Origin of the sequence: Sphingomonas bisphenolicum (assembly GCF_024349785.1) — a bacterium.
Taxonomy (GTDB): domain Bacteria; phylum Pseudomonadota; class Alphaproteobacteria; order Sphingomonadales; family Sphingomonadaceae; genus Sphingobium; species Sphingobium bisphenolicum.
This window is the reverse complement of the sequence record NZ_AP018817.1, coordinates 734,842-753,438: the sequence shown is the minus strand read 5'-3', so window position 1 is coordinate 753,438 and position 18,597 is coordinate 734,842. Positions and strand designations below refer to the sequence as shown.

Here is an 18,597-nt window from a genome sequence, read left to right as displayed (position 1 = left end):
CCGCCGGACGTACGCGCCTCAGCCTGTCGCGGGCCTGAACAGCCGCTTCCACCAGCGGCCGCCCGACTGCATGACATGGCGGCGGAACAGCAGCACGCCGACGCGGATGATGAGGGCAACGAACGCCCCCTGCCAGACCAGCGCCACCAGATGCGGCCAGATCGCCCCGTCCTGCGCCGCGCGGGCGATCATCGCGAAGGGCGAACTGAACGGGAAGATGCAGGCCGCGACCTCCGCCGGCGATCCCATATGGTCCACCGCATAGCTGGCGAAGAAGAAGATCAGCATCTGCCCCATGGTGACCGGCATGTTGAGCGTCTGGACCTCGCGCACCGTCGCGGCCTGCGCGCCGATCCCCAGGAACAGCGAGCCGAGCAGCGTGTAGGCCATCGCGAAATAGAGCACCGCCAGAAGCAGGAACATCGGCCAGCCCACCGCCGGCGCGGGCAGCGCCCCGCCGCCGCCATGCAGCGCCAGGAAGATGGCGAAGGCGGTCCCGCCCCAGAAGGCGATGCCCACGAAGCTCATCGCCAGCATCGCCATCAGCTTGCCGAGGAAGATCGCGTCGATCGGTACGGCGGCGGCAAGAATCTCGATGATCTTGTTGGTCTTTTCCTCGACCAGGTTGGACAGGATCATGCCGGCGAGCAATATGGTGAGGAAGAACATCACCACCTGCGCCGCCCGGCCGATCAGCAGCCGCGCCTGCGCCTGTGCGCCCAGGCTGGTGGTCACTTCCTGTCGTTCGACGGTGACGAACCGGAGCGTGCGCTCGGCCAGCGCGGCTGTGGACAAGAGGCTGATGTCGCCCTGCAACTTGTCCAGATCCTCCACCTTGCCGGTCAGCACGGGGTGCAGCAGCGAGCCGGACAGGATCGCCACCACTTCGGAATCCGGCCGGACGAGCTGGACGCGCGGGCTGGGGCTGGCGCGCACGGGGCGCAGGCGTGGCAGGGTCTGGTCGCCCATCCGCTCGGCCAGCCGGTCGTGCGCCCGCTCCAGCGCTGCCGTGTCCGCTGGGGACATGGCGACACCGACGACAGGACGCAGGTCGGTGCTGGAAATCTTGTCGCCCAGGCCGCCAAAGGCGAAGCCGATGAGGATCGGCAGCAACGGCCCCAGCAGGAACAGGATGAAGGTGCGCGACAGTACGACCGCGGTGAAATCCCGCCGGGCGATGACCAGCGCCGCGCGGAGCAATTCCCTCATGCGTCCTCCTCCGGCGCCGGCTCGCCCTGCATCTGTTTGGCGGCGGCCGCCCCGGCGATCGCGACGAAGGCGTCGTGCAGGCCGGGCCGCTCGATCGACAGGCTCTCTATGCCCGCCTGCCCGTCGAGCAGCGCCCGCAGCAGCGGCTCTATCCCTTCGTCGGGCAGGGCGAAATGCCAGGCGCCGTCCTCCGCCACCGTATCGGCCGGCAGTGCGCGCCGCCAGGCCCCGTCGCTGACGCGCGTGCGCAGCCGCACCTGCGGGCGCAACTGGTCGCGCGCCTCCCCCGGTGTCCCTTCGAAGCGGATGCGGCCGCCCGCTACAATGGCGATCCGCTCGCACAATCGATCGGCGTGGGCGATGACATGGGTCGAAAAGAGGATCGTCACACCTTGCCGCGCCTGTTCCCGGATCAGCGCCTCCAGCTTCTCCTGGTTGATTGCGTCCAGCCCCGAAAACGGCTCGTCCAGCACGATCAGACGGGGCTGGTGGATGATGGTGCCGAACAATTGCACCGTCTGGGCCATGCCCTTGGACAATTGCCGGATCGGCTTGTCCGCCGCCGCGCCCATGCCATGTCCCTCCAGCAACGCCCGCGCCCGCTCGCGGCCTTGCCTGAGCGGCAATCCGCGCAGTGCACCCATGAAGGCGATCGCTTCGAACGCCTTCATCGACGGATAAAGGCCACGCTCCTCCGGCAAATAGCCGACCTGTCGCGCCATGCGCAGCGGCTGCGCGTCACCCAGCAGCGTACGATGCCCCTCATCCGGGTCGATGATGCCGAGCAAGGTGCGCAACAGCGTGGTCTTGCCCGCGCCATTGGGGCCGAGCACGCCATAGATGGCGCCCGCCGGCACGGCGATGTCGATCCCGTCGACCGCGCGAAAGCTGCCGAATGTCTTGACAAGGCCATGGCCCTCGACGGCATAGGAGGCCGCCGGAACGGGCGCGGACATGAAGGATGGAGCCGGGGTGTCGCCGATCATCCCGTCCTGATAGTCTGGACCCATGCCCGTGCCTATAGAAACCTTGGCCGAACCCCTGGAACAGCGCCTGAAGGCGGAAGCGGCGCGTCTGGGCTTCGTCGTCTGCCGTATCGCGCCCGCCGACGCCGCGCCGCTGGCCGGCGATCGGCTGCGCCAATGGCTGGACGCGGGCCATCATGGCGACATGCTGTGGATGGAGGAGCGCGCCGAACAACGCGGATCGCCCAAGGGCCTCTGGCCCGACGTGCGCAGCGTCATCATGCTGGGCATGAGCTATGCGCCGGGGCGCGATCCGCTGGCGCTGGCCGATGTGCCGGACCGGGCGCGCTTTTCGGTCTATGCCCAGGGCAAGGATTATCATGACGTCGTCAAGAAAGCGCTCAAGGCGCTGGCCCGCTGGCTGGTCGAACAACAGCCCGGCAGCCTGAAGGTGTTCGTGGATACAGCGCCGGTGATGGAAAAGCCGCTGGCGCAGGGCGCGGGCCTCGGCTGGCAGGGCAAGCACAGCAACCTCGTCAGCCGCGACCATGGCAGTTGGCTGTTCCTGGGCGCCATCTATACCGAAATGGCGCTGGCGCCGGACGACGGCGAAACCGACCATTGCGGCCGCTGCACCGCTTGCCTCAACGCCTGCCCGACCGACGCATTCCCTTCGCCCTATGTCGTCGATGCGCGCCGCTGCATCTCCTATCTGACGATCGAGCATAAGGGGCCGATCCCTGAGGAACTGCGCGCCGGGATCGGCAACCGCGTCTATGGCTGCGACGATTGCCTGGCGGTCTGTCCCTGGAACAAGTTCGCCGACGCCGCGGCGGCGAACCGCGCCTTTGTCGGCCGGGCGGAACTGGCCGCGCCGGCCATCGCCGACCTGCTCGACCTGGACGATGCCGGCTTCCGCGAGATTTTCTCAGGCTCGCCGATCAAGCGGATCGGCCGCAACCGCCTGGTCCGGAACGCCGCGATTGCGGCCGGCAACAGCGGTGATGCGCGGTTGCTGGGCCGGCTGGAAGCGCTGATCGGCGATGACGACCCGGTGGTGGCGGAAGCGGCGACCTGGGCGATCGGCAAGCTCTCCGGATGAGCTGACGCGCCGTGATGCCTGACGGCTGGCGTCAGCGCTTCGCTGCGGCGCGGGTAGAGGGCATGGTCGTGGCGGGCAAGACGGACGGCGGCATCAACTCCCGGATGACGCCCCAATAGCCCTGCGTGATATGCGCATCCGCCGCATAGGCCGGATCGGTCATCAGATGCACGTGCAGCCGGCGCAGATGGTGCCAGGGCACCGACGGGAACAGATGATGTTCCAGATGATAGCTCACATTGAGCGGCGCGATCATGAACCTGTCGAGCAAGGTGGGGATGACGGTGCGCGTACCGTTCAGCTCCCTCTCGTCGGCGACGCCATTATGCTCGGCCATCGACCGAATCCGATTGATGACGTTCGCCCAGATGAATTGCGGGATCAGGACAAGGCCCAATAGCTGCCAGCGTAAGGGCGACCACAGCATCACGCCGTAGAACAGCACGGCCCAGGCGACATAGCGGAGCCGCAACGACAGGCTATAATATAGCCGAAGCGGCGGGGATTGTGGAAATTGGCGATGGGCGCCCAGACCCGGCTGTCTCGCGCCATGCGATAATAGTTGAGGCCGGCCACGCTGCGAACCAGCAGCCAGGCCATGGCGGCCCAGCTCTTCGGAAAATGCTGGTCGGGGTCCCGCCGCTGGACGCGATAGTCGCGATCCCGCAGCGTATTGGTGTGACGGTGATGGTGCATATGGTTGGCGCGGTACAGATGGATGCTGAAACCCAGCGGATAGGCGACGAAAAGGTCGCCGATCAGATCGTTGAGGCGACGATTGCTGAAAAACATCCCGTGACAGGCGTCGTGCATCATCACCGCCAGGCATTGAATGCGCGATCCGATAACGAATCCGGCCAGAATATAGACGGGAATTCGATCGACATGGATCGCGATCGCGCCCGCTGCGATTGCGATCGCCCATTGCAGGAGCAGCAGCAGCGCGTTGCGGCGGTTGTCGATGACGGACAATTGCCGGATCAGCGGCAAAGTGCCACGCCGGGAGTAGCGATATCCGGGCGCGCGCTCCTCGGGGATATCTTCCATGGGAATGCCTCCGCATGTCGGGCCAGCCTGCGACAATGCTATGATCGGCGCAAACCGGCGTCAAGCATCGTGGCCCTGATATGTGCGGGGTTCAGGGGCGCGCAGGGCGCCTCTGGCCATCATGCCCGACCGATCAATCCATAGGCAGGCGGAACGTGCCCGCTTGGCGATCGGCAAGAAAACAGCCTGTCTTGGGGCGACCGATATCGGCCGCTCTTGGCCCCTGCCCTGAAAGAGGGAGGAGAGGTAAGAAGCAGACAGTCCGCCATTCACCCCTCCTTCCGGCACGCACCCTCCCGATACGCCATAGACCGCGTCGTCGCACGAGCGTTGGCAGGGGCTTTACCTTAGACAAGTCCTGCAACGGAATGACCTTCGCCCCTGTGCCTGTGTCGATCGCCAGACCGGATCGACAGAAGAAGGATCGTCTCAGGCGCGCCCGATCGCTTCCAGCGCTTTCCCCACGGCCGCAATCCCCTCCGGCGCCGCGGCGAAGCCCATATGGGTGCAATCCACTTCGATCGCCTTGTCGCGCTCCCCCGCGCGCCCCCGCGCGCATTCCGGCAGGATCACGCCATCACGCTGCGACCACAAGGCCACGGTCGGCACCGGCGGCTTGGCCTCGCGGGTGCAAGGGAAAGGCGGGCGATCGACCGGAAAGCCCGATACCAACTGGTACAGACGCCAGGCGTGATTGGCGCGCGGGTCGCCCGAAAAGGGCGTACCCATCGTCACCACGCCGCCGACCTTGTGGGCGGCGAACTTGGCATATTCGCGGGCATAAAGCCCGCCCAGGCTCCAGCCGACCAGCGTCACCGGCGCGCCGGTCCGCTTGCGGATCGCGTCCACCCGCCGATCGATCTTGTCCAGGCTGTCGGGCTTCGGCCCGAAATTGCGGCCCATGCCCCAGTCATGCGCGTCATAGCCCGCCGCGTTCAATATGTCGCGCAACCAGCCCATCCGTTGTTCCGACGCCATCAGTCCGGGAATAAGCAGCACCGACCGGCCGTCGCCCTGCATCTGGCCGGTGAGCAAGGCGGCCTGCGCACGGGTGCGGCTGAGGTCGAAGGGAACGGTCAGATTGCCCAGCAACTGTTGCAAAGGCGGAAGCTGTGCCGCGCGTGGTCCGGGCGCTAAGCGGTCTTTCCAGAAACTGCTGACAGCTTGAGCGTAAGGCGGCACGACGATGATATCCTTGAACCCCGCCGCAGGTTGCGCGACCGGAAACGATGACATTATCGTGACAACGCTGCACGCGTCTATCGGTTTCGCCGCATGCGATCAACGGTTCGTCGTTTGTGACACTGCCTGGTGGCGGCGTTCAGGGCGCCAACGGCGACGTCTGGGCCACGGTCGCGCCCTCGGTCCCGCGCAACTGGCGCGGTTCCAGGATCGCGGCCGTCTCGATCAGGTCCAGCGCGCGCCGTGCTTCCAGATAGCGGCGGGCATATTGCATCCACCGGTCCGCCGCCGCCTTGCCCGGCATCCGCTCCACCTCGCCCAGCGCGGCGCTTACCCGGCCGCCGTCGATATAGCGCAGCGCCCGGTCCATCGCCGCCTGCGGCCGGGGTGAGGGGGTCGATGCCTTACGGATGGTGACGAGTTCGCGCGCCTCATGCTCCAGCGCATCCCACCAGCCGGTGTCGGCGGGGGGCGTGGTGATGCGGGTGGCGACGTCCATCAGTCCGCCGCGCAGGTCGGCTAGCGTGATCGGTTCGCGCGCCGCATTGATGACGGCGGCGACGGCGCGCGGCTGCGCCTGGCCGAAGCGCAGCCGCAACTGCCCTTCGACATAGCCGAGCGGCGTCCCGCTATCGAGCGCGCGGCGCGCGGCGAAGGCGACCAGCAGCCCTTCGGCGCGGGCGGCATTGCCCGACGCCGCCTGCGCCTCCACGGTGATGCGGTTGAGCCGCTCTTCCAACTGGATGACGCGCGTATCCAGCATCTGCGCCGCATCGGCGGTCAGCGGCCGGACGGTCGCGCTCGCGCCGGTGCCGGTGATCAGGCCCTGCGGTTGCGTCGGGGCGGTCGGCTGCGGTTGCGGATCGCCCCAGCGACGCTGAATCTGGGGCCAGGCCCAGACGGTGAGCGCGACGCCCAGGGCAAAAGCAAGCAGGATCAGGATGAGCAGCGGGAGGATCGTGCGGCGGCGCGGCGCCGTCACGGTCGCGTGGCCGACCCCATCCTCATCGCTCATGCTGGCCCTTTCGTCTGTCATTATGCCCGTCATTCGCACAATCGCGCGGCGAGAGCCAGCATCTCGTCATCGACCGGCAGCGCAGACGCCTGCCCGCTCGCCCAGCTCTCGCCGCAGGCGGCAAGCGCCGCCGGGCTGATCGCGACAATGTGCAGCGACGCGCGCCTGTCCTGCTCCATCTGCTCAGCCAGCCTTTCGCCCGCGCGCGGCGAATGGACCAGCAGCACCGATCCGGGCGCCGCGTCGGCGACCAGCGCCGGGTCCGGCGGCAGGGCGATCATGCTGTAAACCGCGACCCGCGTCACGTCGATCGCCTCCGCCGCCATCGGCGCGACGGTGGTCCCGCCCAGATGGAGCAACCGCCGATGCCCATCCGCCGCGATGCGCGCCGCGATGGCGGTGCCGTCGCCAGCGCCCGCCACCACGTCGGCAAAGCCCGCTTCGCGCAACGCCTGCGCGGTCGCTTCCCCCACGGCATAGGTCGGCAGTCCCCGATAGGCGGTCAGCCCCGGTCCGGCCAGGCGCACGCCATGGGCGCTGGTCAGCAGCAGGGCATCGAAATGACTGGCTGGCGGGGACGTCCAGTCGACCGGCTGCGGCGCGAACAGCGGATGCACCCGCACGTCCAGGCCCAGCGCCGCCGCCTTGGCCGCCGTCCTGCCCGCCGCCGGTTCGGGGCGCAGGATGAGGACGCGGTTCACGTGTCGAACAGCGCCCGCAACGCCGGACTGGCCCGCCCCAGCAGCGCATGACCGACCGCCTGCGCCGCCTTGTCGTCGCCGCGCGCCAGCCGCGTCTCTTCGCGGACCGTTTCCTGCCCGTCCGGGCTGATGATCTCCGCGATCAGGTGCAGGTTTTCGCCGTCAACCCGGGCCAGCGCGGCGATCGGGGAATGGCAGGTGCCGCCCAATGCTTTCAGCACAGCCCGTTCGGCCATTACAGCGTCACAGGTGTCGCGGTCGTTGATCGCGCCCAGCGCCTCGATCATGGCGACATTGTCGCCCAGCGTTTCGATCCCCACCGCGCCTTGCGACGGCGCGGGGAGCATGACGTCGATCGCCACGGTCGCGCCGACATCCGGCTGGTCCAGCCGGTCCAGCCCCGCCGCCGCCAGCAGCGTGGCATGGACCTCGCCCGACGCCAGCTTGGCCAGCCGGGTCGCGACATTGCCGCGGAACAGGGTGATGGTCGCATCGGGGCGTAGCCGCTTGACCTGCGCGGCGCGGCGCGGCGAGCTGGTGCCGACGACCGGATTGGCGGGCAGGGCGGCGAAATCATCGGCGCCCACCAGCCGGTCGCGCACATCGGCGCGCGGCAGCATCGCGGCGATACGGATCGCATCCGGCCGCAGCGTCTCCACATCCTTCATGCTGTGCACCGCAAAATCGATCTCGCCCTCGACCAGAGCCCGGTCCAGTTCCTTGGTCCATAGCGCCTTGCCGCCGATCTCGGCCAGCGCCCGGTCCTGTATCCGGTCGCCGCTGGTCTGGACGGTGACGATCGTCACCGCCTCGTCGGGCCAGCCATGGACGGCGCACAGCGCGCGGGCGGTCATGCGGGCCTGGGCCAGCGCCAGGGGCGATCCTCTGGTGCCGAGGCGCAACGGTCGATCGGACAAAAGCATATGCGGCTTGCTCTAATGACCACGGGCATTAGATGGAAGCGGCAATGACAATCATCCTTGGCCTGGAATCGAGCTGCGATGAAACCGCGGCGGCGCTGGTGAGTGCCGACGGCCGGATTCTCGCGCATCGCCTCGCCACGCAGGAAGAGGCGCACCGCCCCTATGGCGGCGTCGTCCCCGAAATCGCTGCCCGCGCCCATGTCGAGGCGCTCAGTCCCCTGATCGCAGCGGCGCTGACCGATGCGAAGATGACGCTGGCGGACGTGGACGTCATCGCCGCCACCGCCGGACCAGGCTTGATCGGCGGGGTCATGGTCGGCCTCGTCACCGGCAAGGCGCTCGCCCATGCCGCGGGCAAGCCGCTGATCGCGGTCAACCATCTGGAAGGCCATGCGCTCTCGCCCCGCCTCGCCGATCCGACGCTGCAATTCCCCTATCTGCTGCTGCTGGTGTCGGGCGGCCATTGCCAGTTGCTCCATGTGCAGGGGCCGGGCGCCTATGTCCGTCTCGCCACAACCATCGACGATGCCGCAGGCGAAGCCTTCGACAAGACGGCTAAGCTGCTCGGCCTGGGCTATCCCGGCGGCCCGCAGGTGGAAAAGGCGGCGGCGCTGGGTCATGCCAAGGCCGTTCCTCTGCCTCGCCCCTTGATCCATACCGAAGAGCCGCATTTTTCCTTCGCGGGCCTCAAGAGCGCGGTGATGCGTGCGGTCCAGTCGGGCCAATATACGACCGAGGATATCGCCGCGAGCTTCCAGCAGGCGGTGATCGACTGCCTGATCGACCGCACCCGCCGCGCCCTGGGGCAGAGCGAGGGCATCACTGCGCTGGTCGTGGCGGGCGGGGTCGCCGCCAACAGCTCGGTCCGCGCCGCGCTCGAAGCGCTCGCCGCGGCCCACGACCTGCCCTTCGTCGCACCGCCGCTGTGGCTGTGCACCGACAATGCGGCGATGATCGCCTGGGCCGGAGCGGAACGCTATGCGGTCGGCCTGATCGACGATCTCACCGTCCCCGCCCGGCCGCGCTGGCCGCTCGACCCGGCGGCCGAAAAGGCGCGCGGCGCAGGAGTGAAAGCATGAAGGCAGGAGTCATCGGTGCGGGCGCCTGGGGCACGGCGCTGGCGCAATTGCTGGCCAGTGATGACCAGCCGGTCGCGCTCTGGGCGCTGGAGCCGGACGTGGTCGACGCGATCAACGGGCGGCAGGAGAACCCGCTCTATCTCGCCAATATTCCGCTCTCCGCCTCGATCCGGGCGACGGGCGCCATGACCGACCTCGCGACCTGCGACCTGCTGCTGGTCGTCAGCCCCGCCCAGCATCTGCGCAGCGTCGTCGCCCATGCCCCCGCCGGCGTGCCGCTTGTTCTCTGTTCCAAGGGGATCGAGGCGGGCACCAGCCTGCTGATGTCGGAAGTCGCGCAGCAGGCGCAGCCGACCTCGCCCATCGCGGTCCTGTCCGGCCCGACCTTCGCCCATGAAGTGGCGAAGGGCTTGCCGACCGCCATCACGCTCGCCTGCGAGGATCGGACGCTGGGCCAGCGCCTCGCCGCCCGCATCGCCCGCCCGTCCTTCCGCCCCTATCTGTCCGACGACGTCATCGGCGCGGAAATTGGCGGCGCTGTCAAGAATGTACTCGCGATCGCTTGCGGCGTCGCCGAGGGCGCAGGTCTTGGCCTCAACGCCCGCGCCGCGCTCATCAGCCGCGGTTTCGCGGAAATGACCCGCTTCGGCCTGGCGCGCGGCGCCCGCCCCGAAACGCTGGGTGGCCTGTCGGGTCTGGGCGACCTGGTCCTTACATGCTCCTCCACCAATTCGCGCAACTTCTCGCTCGGCAAGGGGCTGGGCGAAGGTGCAAGCGCCGCAGACCTGCTCGCCAACCGCCGCACCGTGGCGGAAGGGGCCTTCACCGCGCCGGTGCTGCGCGATGCCGCGCGCGCGGCGGGCGTGGAAATGCCGGTGGTGGAGGCGGTGTGTGCGCTGCTCGCCGACGCCGCGCCGCTCGGCGCCGTGATCGACGCGCTGCTCGCGCGGCCGTTGCGGCCCGAATAAGCCGTCGCGCCGCCGCCGCATTGCGCCTAGAACAGATAATAGAAACGTGATGACGCAGGGGGTTCAGGGTTCTTTGGCGACACAGGCATCCGCATCCAAGGATCAGGATGACATCGCCGCCCTGGCCAAGGGTGGGCGCACCAACATATTCGGCTTTCTGCTGCGGCTCGCCGCGCGCCTGCCCTTCCTGTTCATCGCGGGACGCTGGTACGGGGCGGACGCGCTGGGCCGTTTCGCCTATGCCGTGCTGGTGGTCGAGTTCGTGGCGCAACTCGCCACGCTGGGGTTGAAACGCGGCCTCGCCGGCGCGCTGAGCCAGACCGAACGGCCCCATGCTCATGTCGTGACCGACGCCATGGTCGTCACCTTGCTCGCGGCGCTGGTCGGCGCGGGCCTGCTGGTCGCCTTTCCCCAGGCGATGTTCCCCAATAGCGGCATCAACGGCCTCGACCGGCTGCTGGCGCTGGTGGTGATCGCGGTGGCGGGGTCGGACGTGGCGCTGGCGGCCTGCGCCTATCGCTTCGATGTCGGCGCGACCGTGCGCGCCCGATCGATCATCGAACCCTGGGCAATCAGCATCGGCGCCTTCGTCTTCGCTTTCTACTCGACGCGCGACGGCCTCATCCTTTCCTATGCGGTCTCGATGATCGCCGCGATGGTGGCGTCAATCATTCCCATGGCGCGCCATTATGGCCGCCCACGCGGCTGGAAGCCGGATGCCGGGCGGCTGTGGCGGCTTGCGCGACGCAACCTGCCGCTCGCCGCGGCGGACGGCGTGGAATGGGGTTCGCGCCGGCTCGACATGGCGATATTGGGCCTGTTCGTCAGCCCGGCGGTGATCGGCATCTATTATGTCGCGCAGCAGGTCGCCTCGCTGCCGCAAAAGCTCAAGACGAGTTTCGACCCCATATTGGGGCCCGTCATCACCCGCAACCTGGCCGAAAACAACCTGGCCGCGATCGCCCGCCAGGTCAGTCAGGTCGGCTTCTGGATCATCGCGGCGCAGGCGGGCATCGCGCTCGCGCTCGGCATCCCCGGCGAAGCGGTGATGGGGCTGGTCGGCCCGCATTTCGTCGGCGGCACCGGCGCGCTCGCCTTCCTGCTGCTCGCCGAAGTGGTGGCGGCCACCGCGGTCGTCAGCGAATCGGCGCTGGTCTACATCGCCCGCCACCGCAACCTGATGATCTCGCTGGTCATGATCGGATTGCAGGCGGGCTTCAGCTTTGCGCTGATCCTGCTGGCCCGCCGGCTGGCCATGCCGGTGATGTGGGTGGCGGCGGCGCCGGCGCTGGCGCTCTGCCTGGCGCTGGCGGTCGGCGCCTTCGTCAAGGCGCGACTGCTCGCCCGGCTGCTCGACGCGCCGATCAATGCCTGGCGCTGGCCGCTGCTGAGCGCCGCGGGTGTCGCCTGCATCGTCGGCGCGGGTTTCGTCGCCTTGCCGCCACGGCTGGAATGGGTCGAGCTGGCAGTCGGCGTCTGGGCGATATTGGGGGCCTATGGCCTCGTCATCTGGCGCTGGGGCTTCGGGTCCGACGACCGCGCCCTGTTCCGCAAGCAGAAGGCGGAGTGACCCGATAGAAAGGCCCGCTTCCCTAACGAGAGGCGGGCCTTTTCCCAGTCAGGCGAACAGCGCGTCGCGGATCACGACGAGGTCGGCTTCCGGCCGCGCGCCCCAGTGCGAGATCACCTCGGCGGCCGCGGCCGCGCCCAGCGCCAGCGCATCCTCGACGCTGCGGCCGTCGATATGGGCGGCCAGGAAGCCGGCGGCGAACAGGTCGCCCGCGCCGGTCGTGTCGACGATCTGCGCGACCGGCGCGGCCGGCGCTTCATGCCGCACGCCATCCACGATCGCCACGGCGCCCTTTTCGCTGCGGGTCGACACCAGCACCGGCACCTTGTCGGCGAAACGGGCCAGCGCCTTGTCGAAATCGTCGATCTGGGCGAGCGACTGAATCTCGCCCTCGTTGGAGAAGAGGATATCGATCATCCCCTGATCGATCAGGTCGATAAAGTCGCCGCGATGGCGGTCGATCACGAAATTGTCGGACAGGGTGAAAGCGACCTTGCGGCCCGCCCCGCGCGCCGCGTCGATCGCTGCCCGCATCGCCGCGCGCGGCTGCTCGGGATCCCACAGATAGCCTTCGAGATAGAGGATCTTGGCCGACCGGATCAGGTCGAAATCGACCGCCGTTTCGGGCAGGAATTGCGACGCGCCCAGAAATGTGTTCATCGTCCGCTGGGCGTCCGGGGTCACGAGGATCAGACAACGGGCGGTCGGCACTTCGCCATGCATCACCGCTGTGTCGAAGCGGATGCCCAGGGCATGGACGTCATGGGCGAACACTGCACCAAGCTGATCGTCATTGACTTGGCCAATGAAACCGCATTTCATCCCCAGCGCGGCAAGGCCCGCCAGCGTGTTGGCGGCGGAGCCTCCGCTGATCTCCTTGGCCTGCGGCATGTCGGCATAGAGGGCCTCGGCCATGTCGGCGTCGATCAGTTGCATCCCGCCCTTGGTCAGCGCATGTTCGGCCAGGAAGGCGTCGTCGCTGCGGGCGAGCACATCGACGATGGCATTGCCGATCGCGACAACGTCGAGCGCCGGGGGCGGAACCTGTGCGGAAGCGGTCACGCAATATCCTTATCTTGAAATGGAAATAAAATTTCGTCGCCTTTATCGGTCCGCGCCCGCCCATGCAACGGCGCTGATTGACCTTGCGTCCATGCGGGAGGATAGACGGAGCCATGGTCCTGACCGCCGCCCTGCGCGCCTTTCCTTCCATTTTTCACGGCGCGGCGCTGCGTCTCCTGTTCAAGACGCTGGTGCTGACTTTGTTCCTGTTCACAGGATTGGGCGCCGCGCTCTGGGCCGCTTTTCATGCCCTGCGGCTCCATTTGGGCTGGGGCGGCGGCGGCTTTGCCGAAGCGACCGCCACGGCGCTGCTGGTGGTCGGCGCGGGGTGGCTGCTGTTCCGCGCAGTGGCGATGGCGGTGATGGGCCTGTTCGCCGACGACATCGTCGAAGCGGTGGAGCGCGACAGTTATCCGCAGGCGGCGCTCGCCGCCCGGCCGGTCGGCTGGGCGCGCAGCCTGCGCTTCGCCTTGGCCTCGCTGGCGCGCACGCTGGGCTGGAACCTGCTGGCGTTGCCCGCCTATATGCTGTTGCTGGTGACGGGGGTGGGGACCATCGGGCTGTTCCTGGTTCTGAACGCCTATCTGCTGGGCCGCGACATGGCCGACATGGTCGAGCCGCGTCATCCCGCCCTTCCGCCGATCCCGCGGAGCAGCCGGTGGCTTTTGGGGCTCGTTTCGGCGCTTGCGTTCCTGATCCCGCTGGTCAACCTGCTTGCGCCGATCTGGACCGCGGCTATGGCCGTGCATATGTTGCTCGGGCGAAAGACATCCGCATGAATTTCCGATCTTTTGTAACGGCGGCGCTGTGCCTGCCGCTGGCCGCCTGCGGCGGTGGCGTCGTGCCCAGGACCGGCTACACCCCATCGCCGGCCGGTCCTCCCGCCAGCGCCTTCATGAAGCAGGGGCCGTTGATGGGGTCGGACGCGCGCGCGCTGACCCAGATGTTCGGCCAGCCCCGGCTCGACATCCGCGAAACCACGGTGCGCAAATTGCAGTTCGCCAACGGCCGCTGCATCCTCGATGCCTATCTCTACGCGCCGGCGCGCGGCAAGGAGCCGGTTGTCACGCATGTCGATGCGCGCAGCCCGGCCGGGACGGATGTCGATCCTGCTGCCTGTGCGACGGCGTTGCAGGCGAAATGACCGATTCGTGAAGCGAACGGCGAAGTTCACACCGTTGTCGGGCCTGCCGGGCCAATAGCCACGGTAAGGCCCCTGCGAAGCCACGGTCAGGTCACGGCAAGGCGGCATATAGATCACGCCCTCGCGATGCCGACACGCCGGTGTGGCGACAGTGCCATGCCTGTCGCGCGACAACACGGCCCGAAGCGGCGGGAGGCGAACAAGCCGGTCCACGACCCCGGATAGATCAGACGAAATCCTACATTGGAAGCGGTTTGTGGCGTGACACAGGCGGAGTGGGCCACCGCCTGAGACGTCGATTAAAGACGGTCTTCTACCTTGCGGGGCAGGGAGCGAAGAAGCCCGTTTTTGATCGAATCCGTGGTCAGCGTCGGAGGCGCGCCAATGCCCCATCCTTGCCGATCAACGGCAGAAGCTGCCCCATGTCGGGGCCGTGATCCAGTCCGGTCAGCGCGCGGCGCAGGGGAAGGAAGAGCGTCTTGCCCTTGCGTCCGGTTTCATCCTTGAGCGCGCCCGTCAGCGTACGCCAGATGTCGGCGTCGAAGGGGGCATCGGCAAGGATGCGGTGGGCGGCGGCAAGGAAATCGCGGTCCTCTTCCGCTGGCGGAGGCGCATCCACGGGTCCGGTGACGATCCGCCACCAGTCCGCCACGCCTGCCACCGTCTCCAGATTGGGGCGGATCGCGGCCCATGCGGCAGCGTCCACGCCAACAGGCAGGCGGTCGGCCACCGCGTCATAGGACAGGAGATGGACGATCTTCTGGTTGAGGGTCGCCAGTTCCCCTTCGTCGAAGCGCGCGGGCGCGCGGCCGAAATGGGCGAAGTCGAAACTGTCGATCAGCGGCTGCATGGCGGCGAACGGCTCGATCGGCTGCGAACTGCCGAGGCGGGCGAGCAGGGATGCGACGCTCATGGCTTCGAGGCCGATTTCGCGGAAATGGGCGACGCCGAGCGAGCCGAGGCGCTTCGACAATTTGCCCTCGCTGCCGGTCAGCAGCGCTTCATGGGCGAAGGCCGGGAGCGGTGCGCCCAGGGCCGTGAACATCTGGATCTGGGTGGCGGTGTTGGAGACATGATCCTCGCCGCGCAGGACATGGGTGACGCCCATGGCGATATCGTCGATCACCGAAGGGAGCATGTAGAGCCAGCTACCGTCGGCACGGCGGATCACCGGGTCGGACAGCAATTTCGGGTCGAAGCGCTGGTCGCCCCGGATCAGGTCGGTCCAGACGATCGGCTGGTCATGGTCCAGCTTGAAACGCCAGTGCGGCGTGCGACCTTCGGCCTCGTACGCGGCGATCTGAGCGGCGGTCAGCGACAGGGCAGCACGGTCATAGACCGGCGGCAGGCCCCGGCCGAGCAGGATTTTCCGGCGCAGGTCCAGTTCCTGGCTGGTTTCATAGGCAGGATAGACATGGCCCGACGCCTTGAGCGCCTCGAACCGCGCTTCGTAGAGGGCGAAACGATCGGACTGTTTTTCTTCGCCGTCCCAGTGGAGGCCGAGCCATGTGAGGTCGGCCCTGATCGAGTCCGCATATTCCGGGCGCGAGCGTTCCAGGTCGGTGTCGTCGAGGCGCAGCAGGAATTGCCCGCCGCTCTTGCGCGCCCACAGCCAGTTGTGGAGCGCGGCGCGGATATTGCCGACATGGAGGTGGCCGGTCGGCGACGGGGCGAAGCGGGTGATGACGGTCATGATTGGTCCTAAACCCGTTCGGTTCGCGCCTAGCATAGTCACTTCGCTTCGCTCAGTGCAGGGCTTCGACTTCGCTCGGCCCGAACGGCCTTTTTTGTTGCCTATATCGTACGAAAGCCGTTGGTGATCGGGTAGCGACGGTCGCGGCCGAAATTGCGGATGCCTAGCTTCACGCCGGGCGGCGACTGGCGACGCTTATATTCGGCGATATAGAGCAGCCGCTCGATCCGGGCGACCGTTTCCTTCTCGAACCCGCGCTCGACCAGCTTGTCGACCGACAATTCCTCCTCGACCAGTCCGTAGAGGATCGGATCGAGAATCTCATAGGGCGGCAGGCTGTCGTCATCGCGCTGATTGTCGCGCAGTTCGGCGCTGGGCGGCTTGGTGATGACCCGTTCGGGCATCACCGGACCTTCCGGCCCGATGCCAAGACCGAGCGACGGGACATTTTCGTTGCGCCAGCGGCACAGGTCGAAAACGGTGGTCTTATAGGCGTCCTTCAGTACCGAATAGCCGCCCGCCATGTCGCCATAGATGGTGGCATAGCCGACCGACATCTCGCTCTTGTTGCCGGTGGTCAGCAGCATATGGCCATATTTGTTGGACAGGGCCATCAGCGTCACACCGCGAATGCGCGACTGGATATTCTCTTCGGTCAGGTCGCGCTGGCGACCCTCGAAGACGGGTGCCAGCATCGTGTCGAAGGCCGTGACGGCGGGTTCGATCGGGATGGTGTCATAGCGGACGCCGAGCAGGCGGGCGCATTCTACGGCGTCGTCCAGGCTGTCCTGACTGGTGAAGCGCGAAGGCATCATCACGCACCAGACCCGGTCGGGGCCGAGCGCATCGACGGCGACCGCGGCGGACAAGGCGGAATCGATGCCGCCCGAAAGCCCCAGCACCACGCCGGGGAAGCGGTTGCGGTTCACATAGTCGCGCAGGCCCAGGACCATGGCGTTGTAGATGTCGGCCGGGCGCGGATCGAGGTCATGCTGCTCGCCGGGCAGGCAGACCCACTGGCCGTCCCATTTCTCCCATTGCGTCAGCACCAGCGCCTCTTCCCAGTCGGGGAGCTGCTGGGCGAGCGTCAGGTCGCCGTTCATCACGAAGGAGGCGCCGTCGAACACCAGTTCGTCCTGCCCGCCGACGCGGTTGAGATAGACGAGCGGCAGGCCGGTTTCGCGCACGCGGGTGCCGGCGACGGCGTTCAGACGGCGATCGTCCTTATCCACCTCATAGGGACTGCCATTGGGGCTGATGAGGATTTCGGCGCCTTCGCTGCGCAGATGCGCGGTGACGAAGGGGAACCAGATATCCTCGCAGATCGGCACGCCGATCTTTACGCCCTTGAAATCGATCGGCGCGGGCAGCGGTCCGGGGGCGAACAGGCGCTTTTCATCGAAGGTGCCGTAATTGGGCAGCTCGCGCTTCTGCCGGATCGCGGTGACCGCGCCATTGTCCAGCAGGGCGACGACGTTGAAGAGAACGCCCTGCGAAGCGACCACCGTGCCGACCAGCATCGCCGGGCCGCCATCGGCGGTTTCCTGCGCCAGCCGGTCGAGCTGGTAATTGGCCTGGTCGACCAGGGCGGGCTTGAGCACCAGATCTTCGGGCGGGTAGCCGATCAACTGGAGTTCGGGATAGACAATGAGGTCGGCGCCCTGCGCGCGGGCGCGCCATGCCAGCATGGCGTCGGCATTGGCCTTCAGGTCGCCCACGGACTGGGTCATCTGCGCAAGCGCGATCACGAGTTTGTCGGTCATGGTCCGGCGCCCTAGAGCATTTTCGCCGCTTGCGAAAATGCTCTGTTTTTCGATACCGCATTTTCGAACCGGACATCCGCTGCGCGCACGTCCTGAAAATGCGCATGTCCATTTTGCCCCACGGCGCAAAAGCGCCTTTCCACATGGGACTTGCGCCGCTAAAGGGGCCGCGTTTCGCGCATCGTCATCAATTCGTCACGCCAATTAGTTTGGGGTTTTTCGCCATGAAACTCATGACCGGCAATTCGAACAAGCCGCTTGCGGCCGCCATCGCCGACTATATCGAAATCCCCCTGACCGACGCCAGCGTCCGTCGCTTCGCCGACGAAGAAGTTTTCGTGGAAATTCATGAGAATGTCCGCGGCGAAGACGTGTTCGTGATCCAGTCGACGGCCTATCCGACCAACGACAATCTGATGGAATTGCTGATCATGATCGATGCGCTCAAGCGCGCGTCGGCCAAGCGAATCACCGCCGTCGTCCCCTATTTCGGCTATGCCCGCCAGGACCGGAAGCCAGGCCCGCGCACCCCGATCAGCGCCAAGCTGGTCGCCAACCTCATCACCACCGCCGGCGCCGACCGCGTCCTGTCGGTCGACCTGCACGCCGGGCAGATCCAGGGCTTTTTCGACATTCCGACCGATAACCTGTTCGGCGCGCCGGTGATGTCGGCCGACATCCAGGCGCGCTTCGGCGACAAGAATATCATGGTCGTGTCCCCCGACGTGGGCGGCGTGGTGCGCGCTCGCGCGCTGGCCAAGCGGCTCGACAACGCCCCGCTCGCCATCGTCGACAAGCGCCGCGAGCGCGCCGGCGAATCGGAAGTGATGAACATCATCGGCGACGTGAAGGGCCGTTTCTGCATCCTGATCGACGATATCGTCGATTCGGCCGGCACCCTGTGCAACGCCGCCGCCGCGCTCAAGGCGCAGGGCGCAGAGGGCGTGATCGCCTATGTCAGCCATGGCGTGCTGTCGGGCGGCGCAGTCGCACGCGTCGATGCGTCGGAACTGCTGGAACTGGTCATCACCGATTCGATCCAGGGCACCGAGGCGGTGAACACGTCCCAGCGCATCCGCCACCTGCCCATCGCCCCGCTGCTGGGCGAAGCGATCAAGCGCATCGCGGACGAGAGTTCGGTGTCCAGCCTGTTCGACTGAAAGGAGAATGGGCT

Annotated in this window: 18 protein-coding genes; 7 read left to right on the top strand and 11 right to left on the bottom strand. The window is 67.1% G+C overall.

What is annotated here, in order from left to right; genetic code table 11:
• Nucleotides 1-18: 18 nt before the first annotated feature.
• Together SBA_RS03620 and SBA_RS03615 are read right to left on the bottom strand one after the other, a co-directional pair.
• Nucleotides 19-1,209 carry an ABC transporter permease gene (locus SBA_RS03620; protein WP_261935923.1) on the bottom strand — a complete coding sequence of 397 codons (1,191 nt, stop codon included), beginning with the start codon at nt 1,207-1,209 and terminating at the stop codon, nt 19-21.
• Nucleotides 1,206-2,195 (bottom strand): ABC transporter ATP-binding protein, encoded by a 990-nt coding sequence (locus tag SBA_RS03615; protein WP_261936671.1) that lies wholly within the window; start codon nt 2,193-2,195, stop codon nt 1,206-1,208. Before SBA_RS03615 ends, SBA_RS03620 begins: the two co-directional genes overlap by 4 nt.
• Nucleotides 2,196-2,217: 22 nt before the next feature.
• Between SBA_RS03615 and queG the strand changes: the two genes are divergently transcribed.
• Nucleotides 2,218-3,276: a tRNA epoxyqueuosine(34) reductase QueG gene (gene queG / locus SBA_RS03610; RefSeq protein ID WP_224546460.1), complete on the top strand. Its 1,059-nt coding sequence runs from the start codon at nt 2,218-2,220 to the stop codon at nt 3,274-3,276.
• Between the two features lie 31 nt (nt 3,277-3,307).
• Here the strand turns inward: queG and SBA_RS03605 are convergent, their stop codons facing one another.
• The 6 genes from SBA_RS03605 to hemC form a co-directional block, all read right to left on the bottom strand.
• A complete protein-coding gene (locus SBA_RS03605) occupies nt 3,308-3,748 on the bottom strand; it encodes a fatty acid desaturase (protein WP_261935922.1) in 441 nt (146 codons plus the stop codon).
• Nucleotides 3,703-4,323, bottom strand: coding sequence for a fatty acid desaturase (locus SBA_RS03600; protein WP_261935921.1), 621 nt, complete (start codon nt 4,321-4,323; stop codon nt 3,703-3,705). The genes SBA_RS03605 and SBA_RS03600 overlap by 46 nt, the downstream gene beginning before the upstream one ends.
• A gap of 429 nt (nt 4,324-4,752) precedes the next feature.
• Nucleotides 4,753-5,505 (bottom strand): alpha/beta fold hydrolase, encoded by a 753-nt coding sequence (locus SBA_RS03595; RefSeq protein ID WP_315975805.1) that lies wholly within the window; start codon nt 5,503-5,505, stop codon nt 4,753-4,755.
• 139 nt (nt 5,506-5,644) lie between these two features.
• Nucleotides 5,645-6,541 carry a hypothetical protein gene (locus tag SBA_RS03590; RefSeq protein ID WP_261935919.1) on the bottom strand — a complete coding sequence of 299 codons (897 nt, stop codon included), beginning with the start codon at nt 6,539-6,541 and terminating at the stop codon, nt 5,645-5,647.
• An 8-nt stretch (nt 6,542-6,549) separates the two neighbouring features.
• Nucleotides 6,550-7,221 (bottom strand): uroporphyrinogen-III synthase, encoded by a 672-nt coding sequence (locus SBA_RS03585; protein WP_261935918.1) that lies wholly within the window; start codon nt 7,219-7,221, stop codon nt 6,550-6,552.
• Complete coding sequence (gene hemC / locus SBA_RS03580; protein ID WP_261935917.1) at nt 7,218-8,144, bottom strand: hydroxymethylbilane synthase; 927 nt, start codon at nt 8,142-8,144, stop codon at nt 7,218-7,220. The genes SBA_RS03585 and hemC overlap by 4 nt, the downstream gene beginning before the upstream one ends.
• 44 nt (nt 8,145-8,188) lie before the next feature.
• Between hemC and tsaD the strand changes: the two genes are divergently transcribed.
• From tsaD to SBA_RS03565, 3 genes are read left to right on the top strand one after another with little or no spacing between them, the layout of a single operon-like run.
• Entirely contained in the window at nt 8,189-9,223 is a 1,035-nt protein-coding gene (tsaD, locus tag SBA_RS03575; RefSeq protein WP_224546469.1) for a tRNA (adenosine(37)-N6)-threonylcarbamoyltransferase complex transferase subunit TsaD, read from the top strand.
• On the top strand, nt 9,220-10,191 hold the full coding sequence (locus SBA_RS03570) for an NAD(P)H-dependent glycerol-3-phosphate dehydrogenase (protein WP_261935916.1): 972 nt from the start codon (nt 9,220-9,222) through the stop codon (nt 10,189-10,191). The genes tsaD and SBA_RS03570 overlap by 4 nt, the downstream gene beginning before the upstream one ends.
• 49 nt (nt 10,192-10,240) lie before the next feature.
• The gene (locus tag SBA_RS03565; protein WP_261935915.1) at nt 10,241-11,761 is read left to right on the top strand and encodes a lipopolysaccharide biosynthesis protein; all 1,521 of its coding nucleotides are present in this window, start codon (nt 10,241-10,243) and stop codon (nt 11,759-11,761) included.
• A gap of 48 nt (nt 11,762-11,809) precedes the next feature.
• On the opposite strand, the gene SBA_RS03560 is transcribed toward SBA_RS03565, so the two are convergent.
• Nucleotides 11,810-12,823, bottom strand: coding sequence for an adenosine kinase (locus tag SBA_RS03560; RefSeq protein ID WP_224546474.1), 1,014 nt, complete (start codon nt 12,821-12,823; stop codon nt 11,810-11,812).
• A gap of 113 nt (nt 12,824-12,936) precedes the next feature.
• On the opposite strand from SBA_RS03560, the gene SBA_RS03555 reads away from it, so the two are divergent.
• Nucleotides 12,937-13,602 (top strand): EI24 domain-containing protein, encoded by a 666-nt coding sequence (locus SBA_RS03555; protein WP_261935914.1) that lies wholly within the window; start codon nt 12,937-12,939, stop codon nt 13,600-13,602.
• Complete coding sequence (locus SBA_RS03550) at nt 13,599-13,967, top strand: hypothetical protein (RefSeq protein WP_224546478.1); 369 nt, start codon at nt 13,599-13,601, stop codon at nt 13,965-13,967. The genes SBA_RS03555 and SBA_RS03550 overlap by 4 nt, the downstream gene beginning before the upstream one ends.
• 364 nt (nt 13,968-14,331) lie before the next feature.
• On the opposite strand, the gene gltX is transcribed toward SBA_RS03550, so the two are convergent.
• On the bottom strand, nt 14,332-15,660 hold the full coding sequence (gltX, locus tag SBA_RS03545; RefSeq protein ID WP_261935913.1) for a glutamate--tRNA ligase: 1,329 nt from the start codon (nt 15,658-15,660) through the stop codon (nt 14,332-14,334).
• A 101-nt stretch (nt 15,661-15,761) separates the two neighbouring features.
• Nucleotides 15,762-17,423 carry an NAD+ synthase gene (locus tag SBA_RS03540; protein ID WP_224546481.1) on the bottom strand — a complete coding sequence of 554 codons (1,662 nt, stop codon included), beginning with the start codon at nt 17,421-17,423 and terminating at the stop codon, nt 15,762-15,764.
• A 224-nt stretch (nt 17,424-17,647) separates the two neighbouring features.
• Here SBA_RS03540 and SBA_RS03535 point away from each other — a divergent pair, with 224 nt between their 5' ends.
• The gene (locus SBA_RS03535; RefSeq protein ID WP_224546482.1) at nt 17,648-18,583 is read left to right on the top strand and encodes a ribose-phosphate pyrophosphokinase; all 936 of its coding nucleotides are present in this window, start codon (nt 17,648-17,650) and stop codon (nt 18,581-18,583) included.
• Nucleotides 18,584-18,597 lie beyond the last annotated feature (14 nt).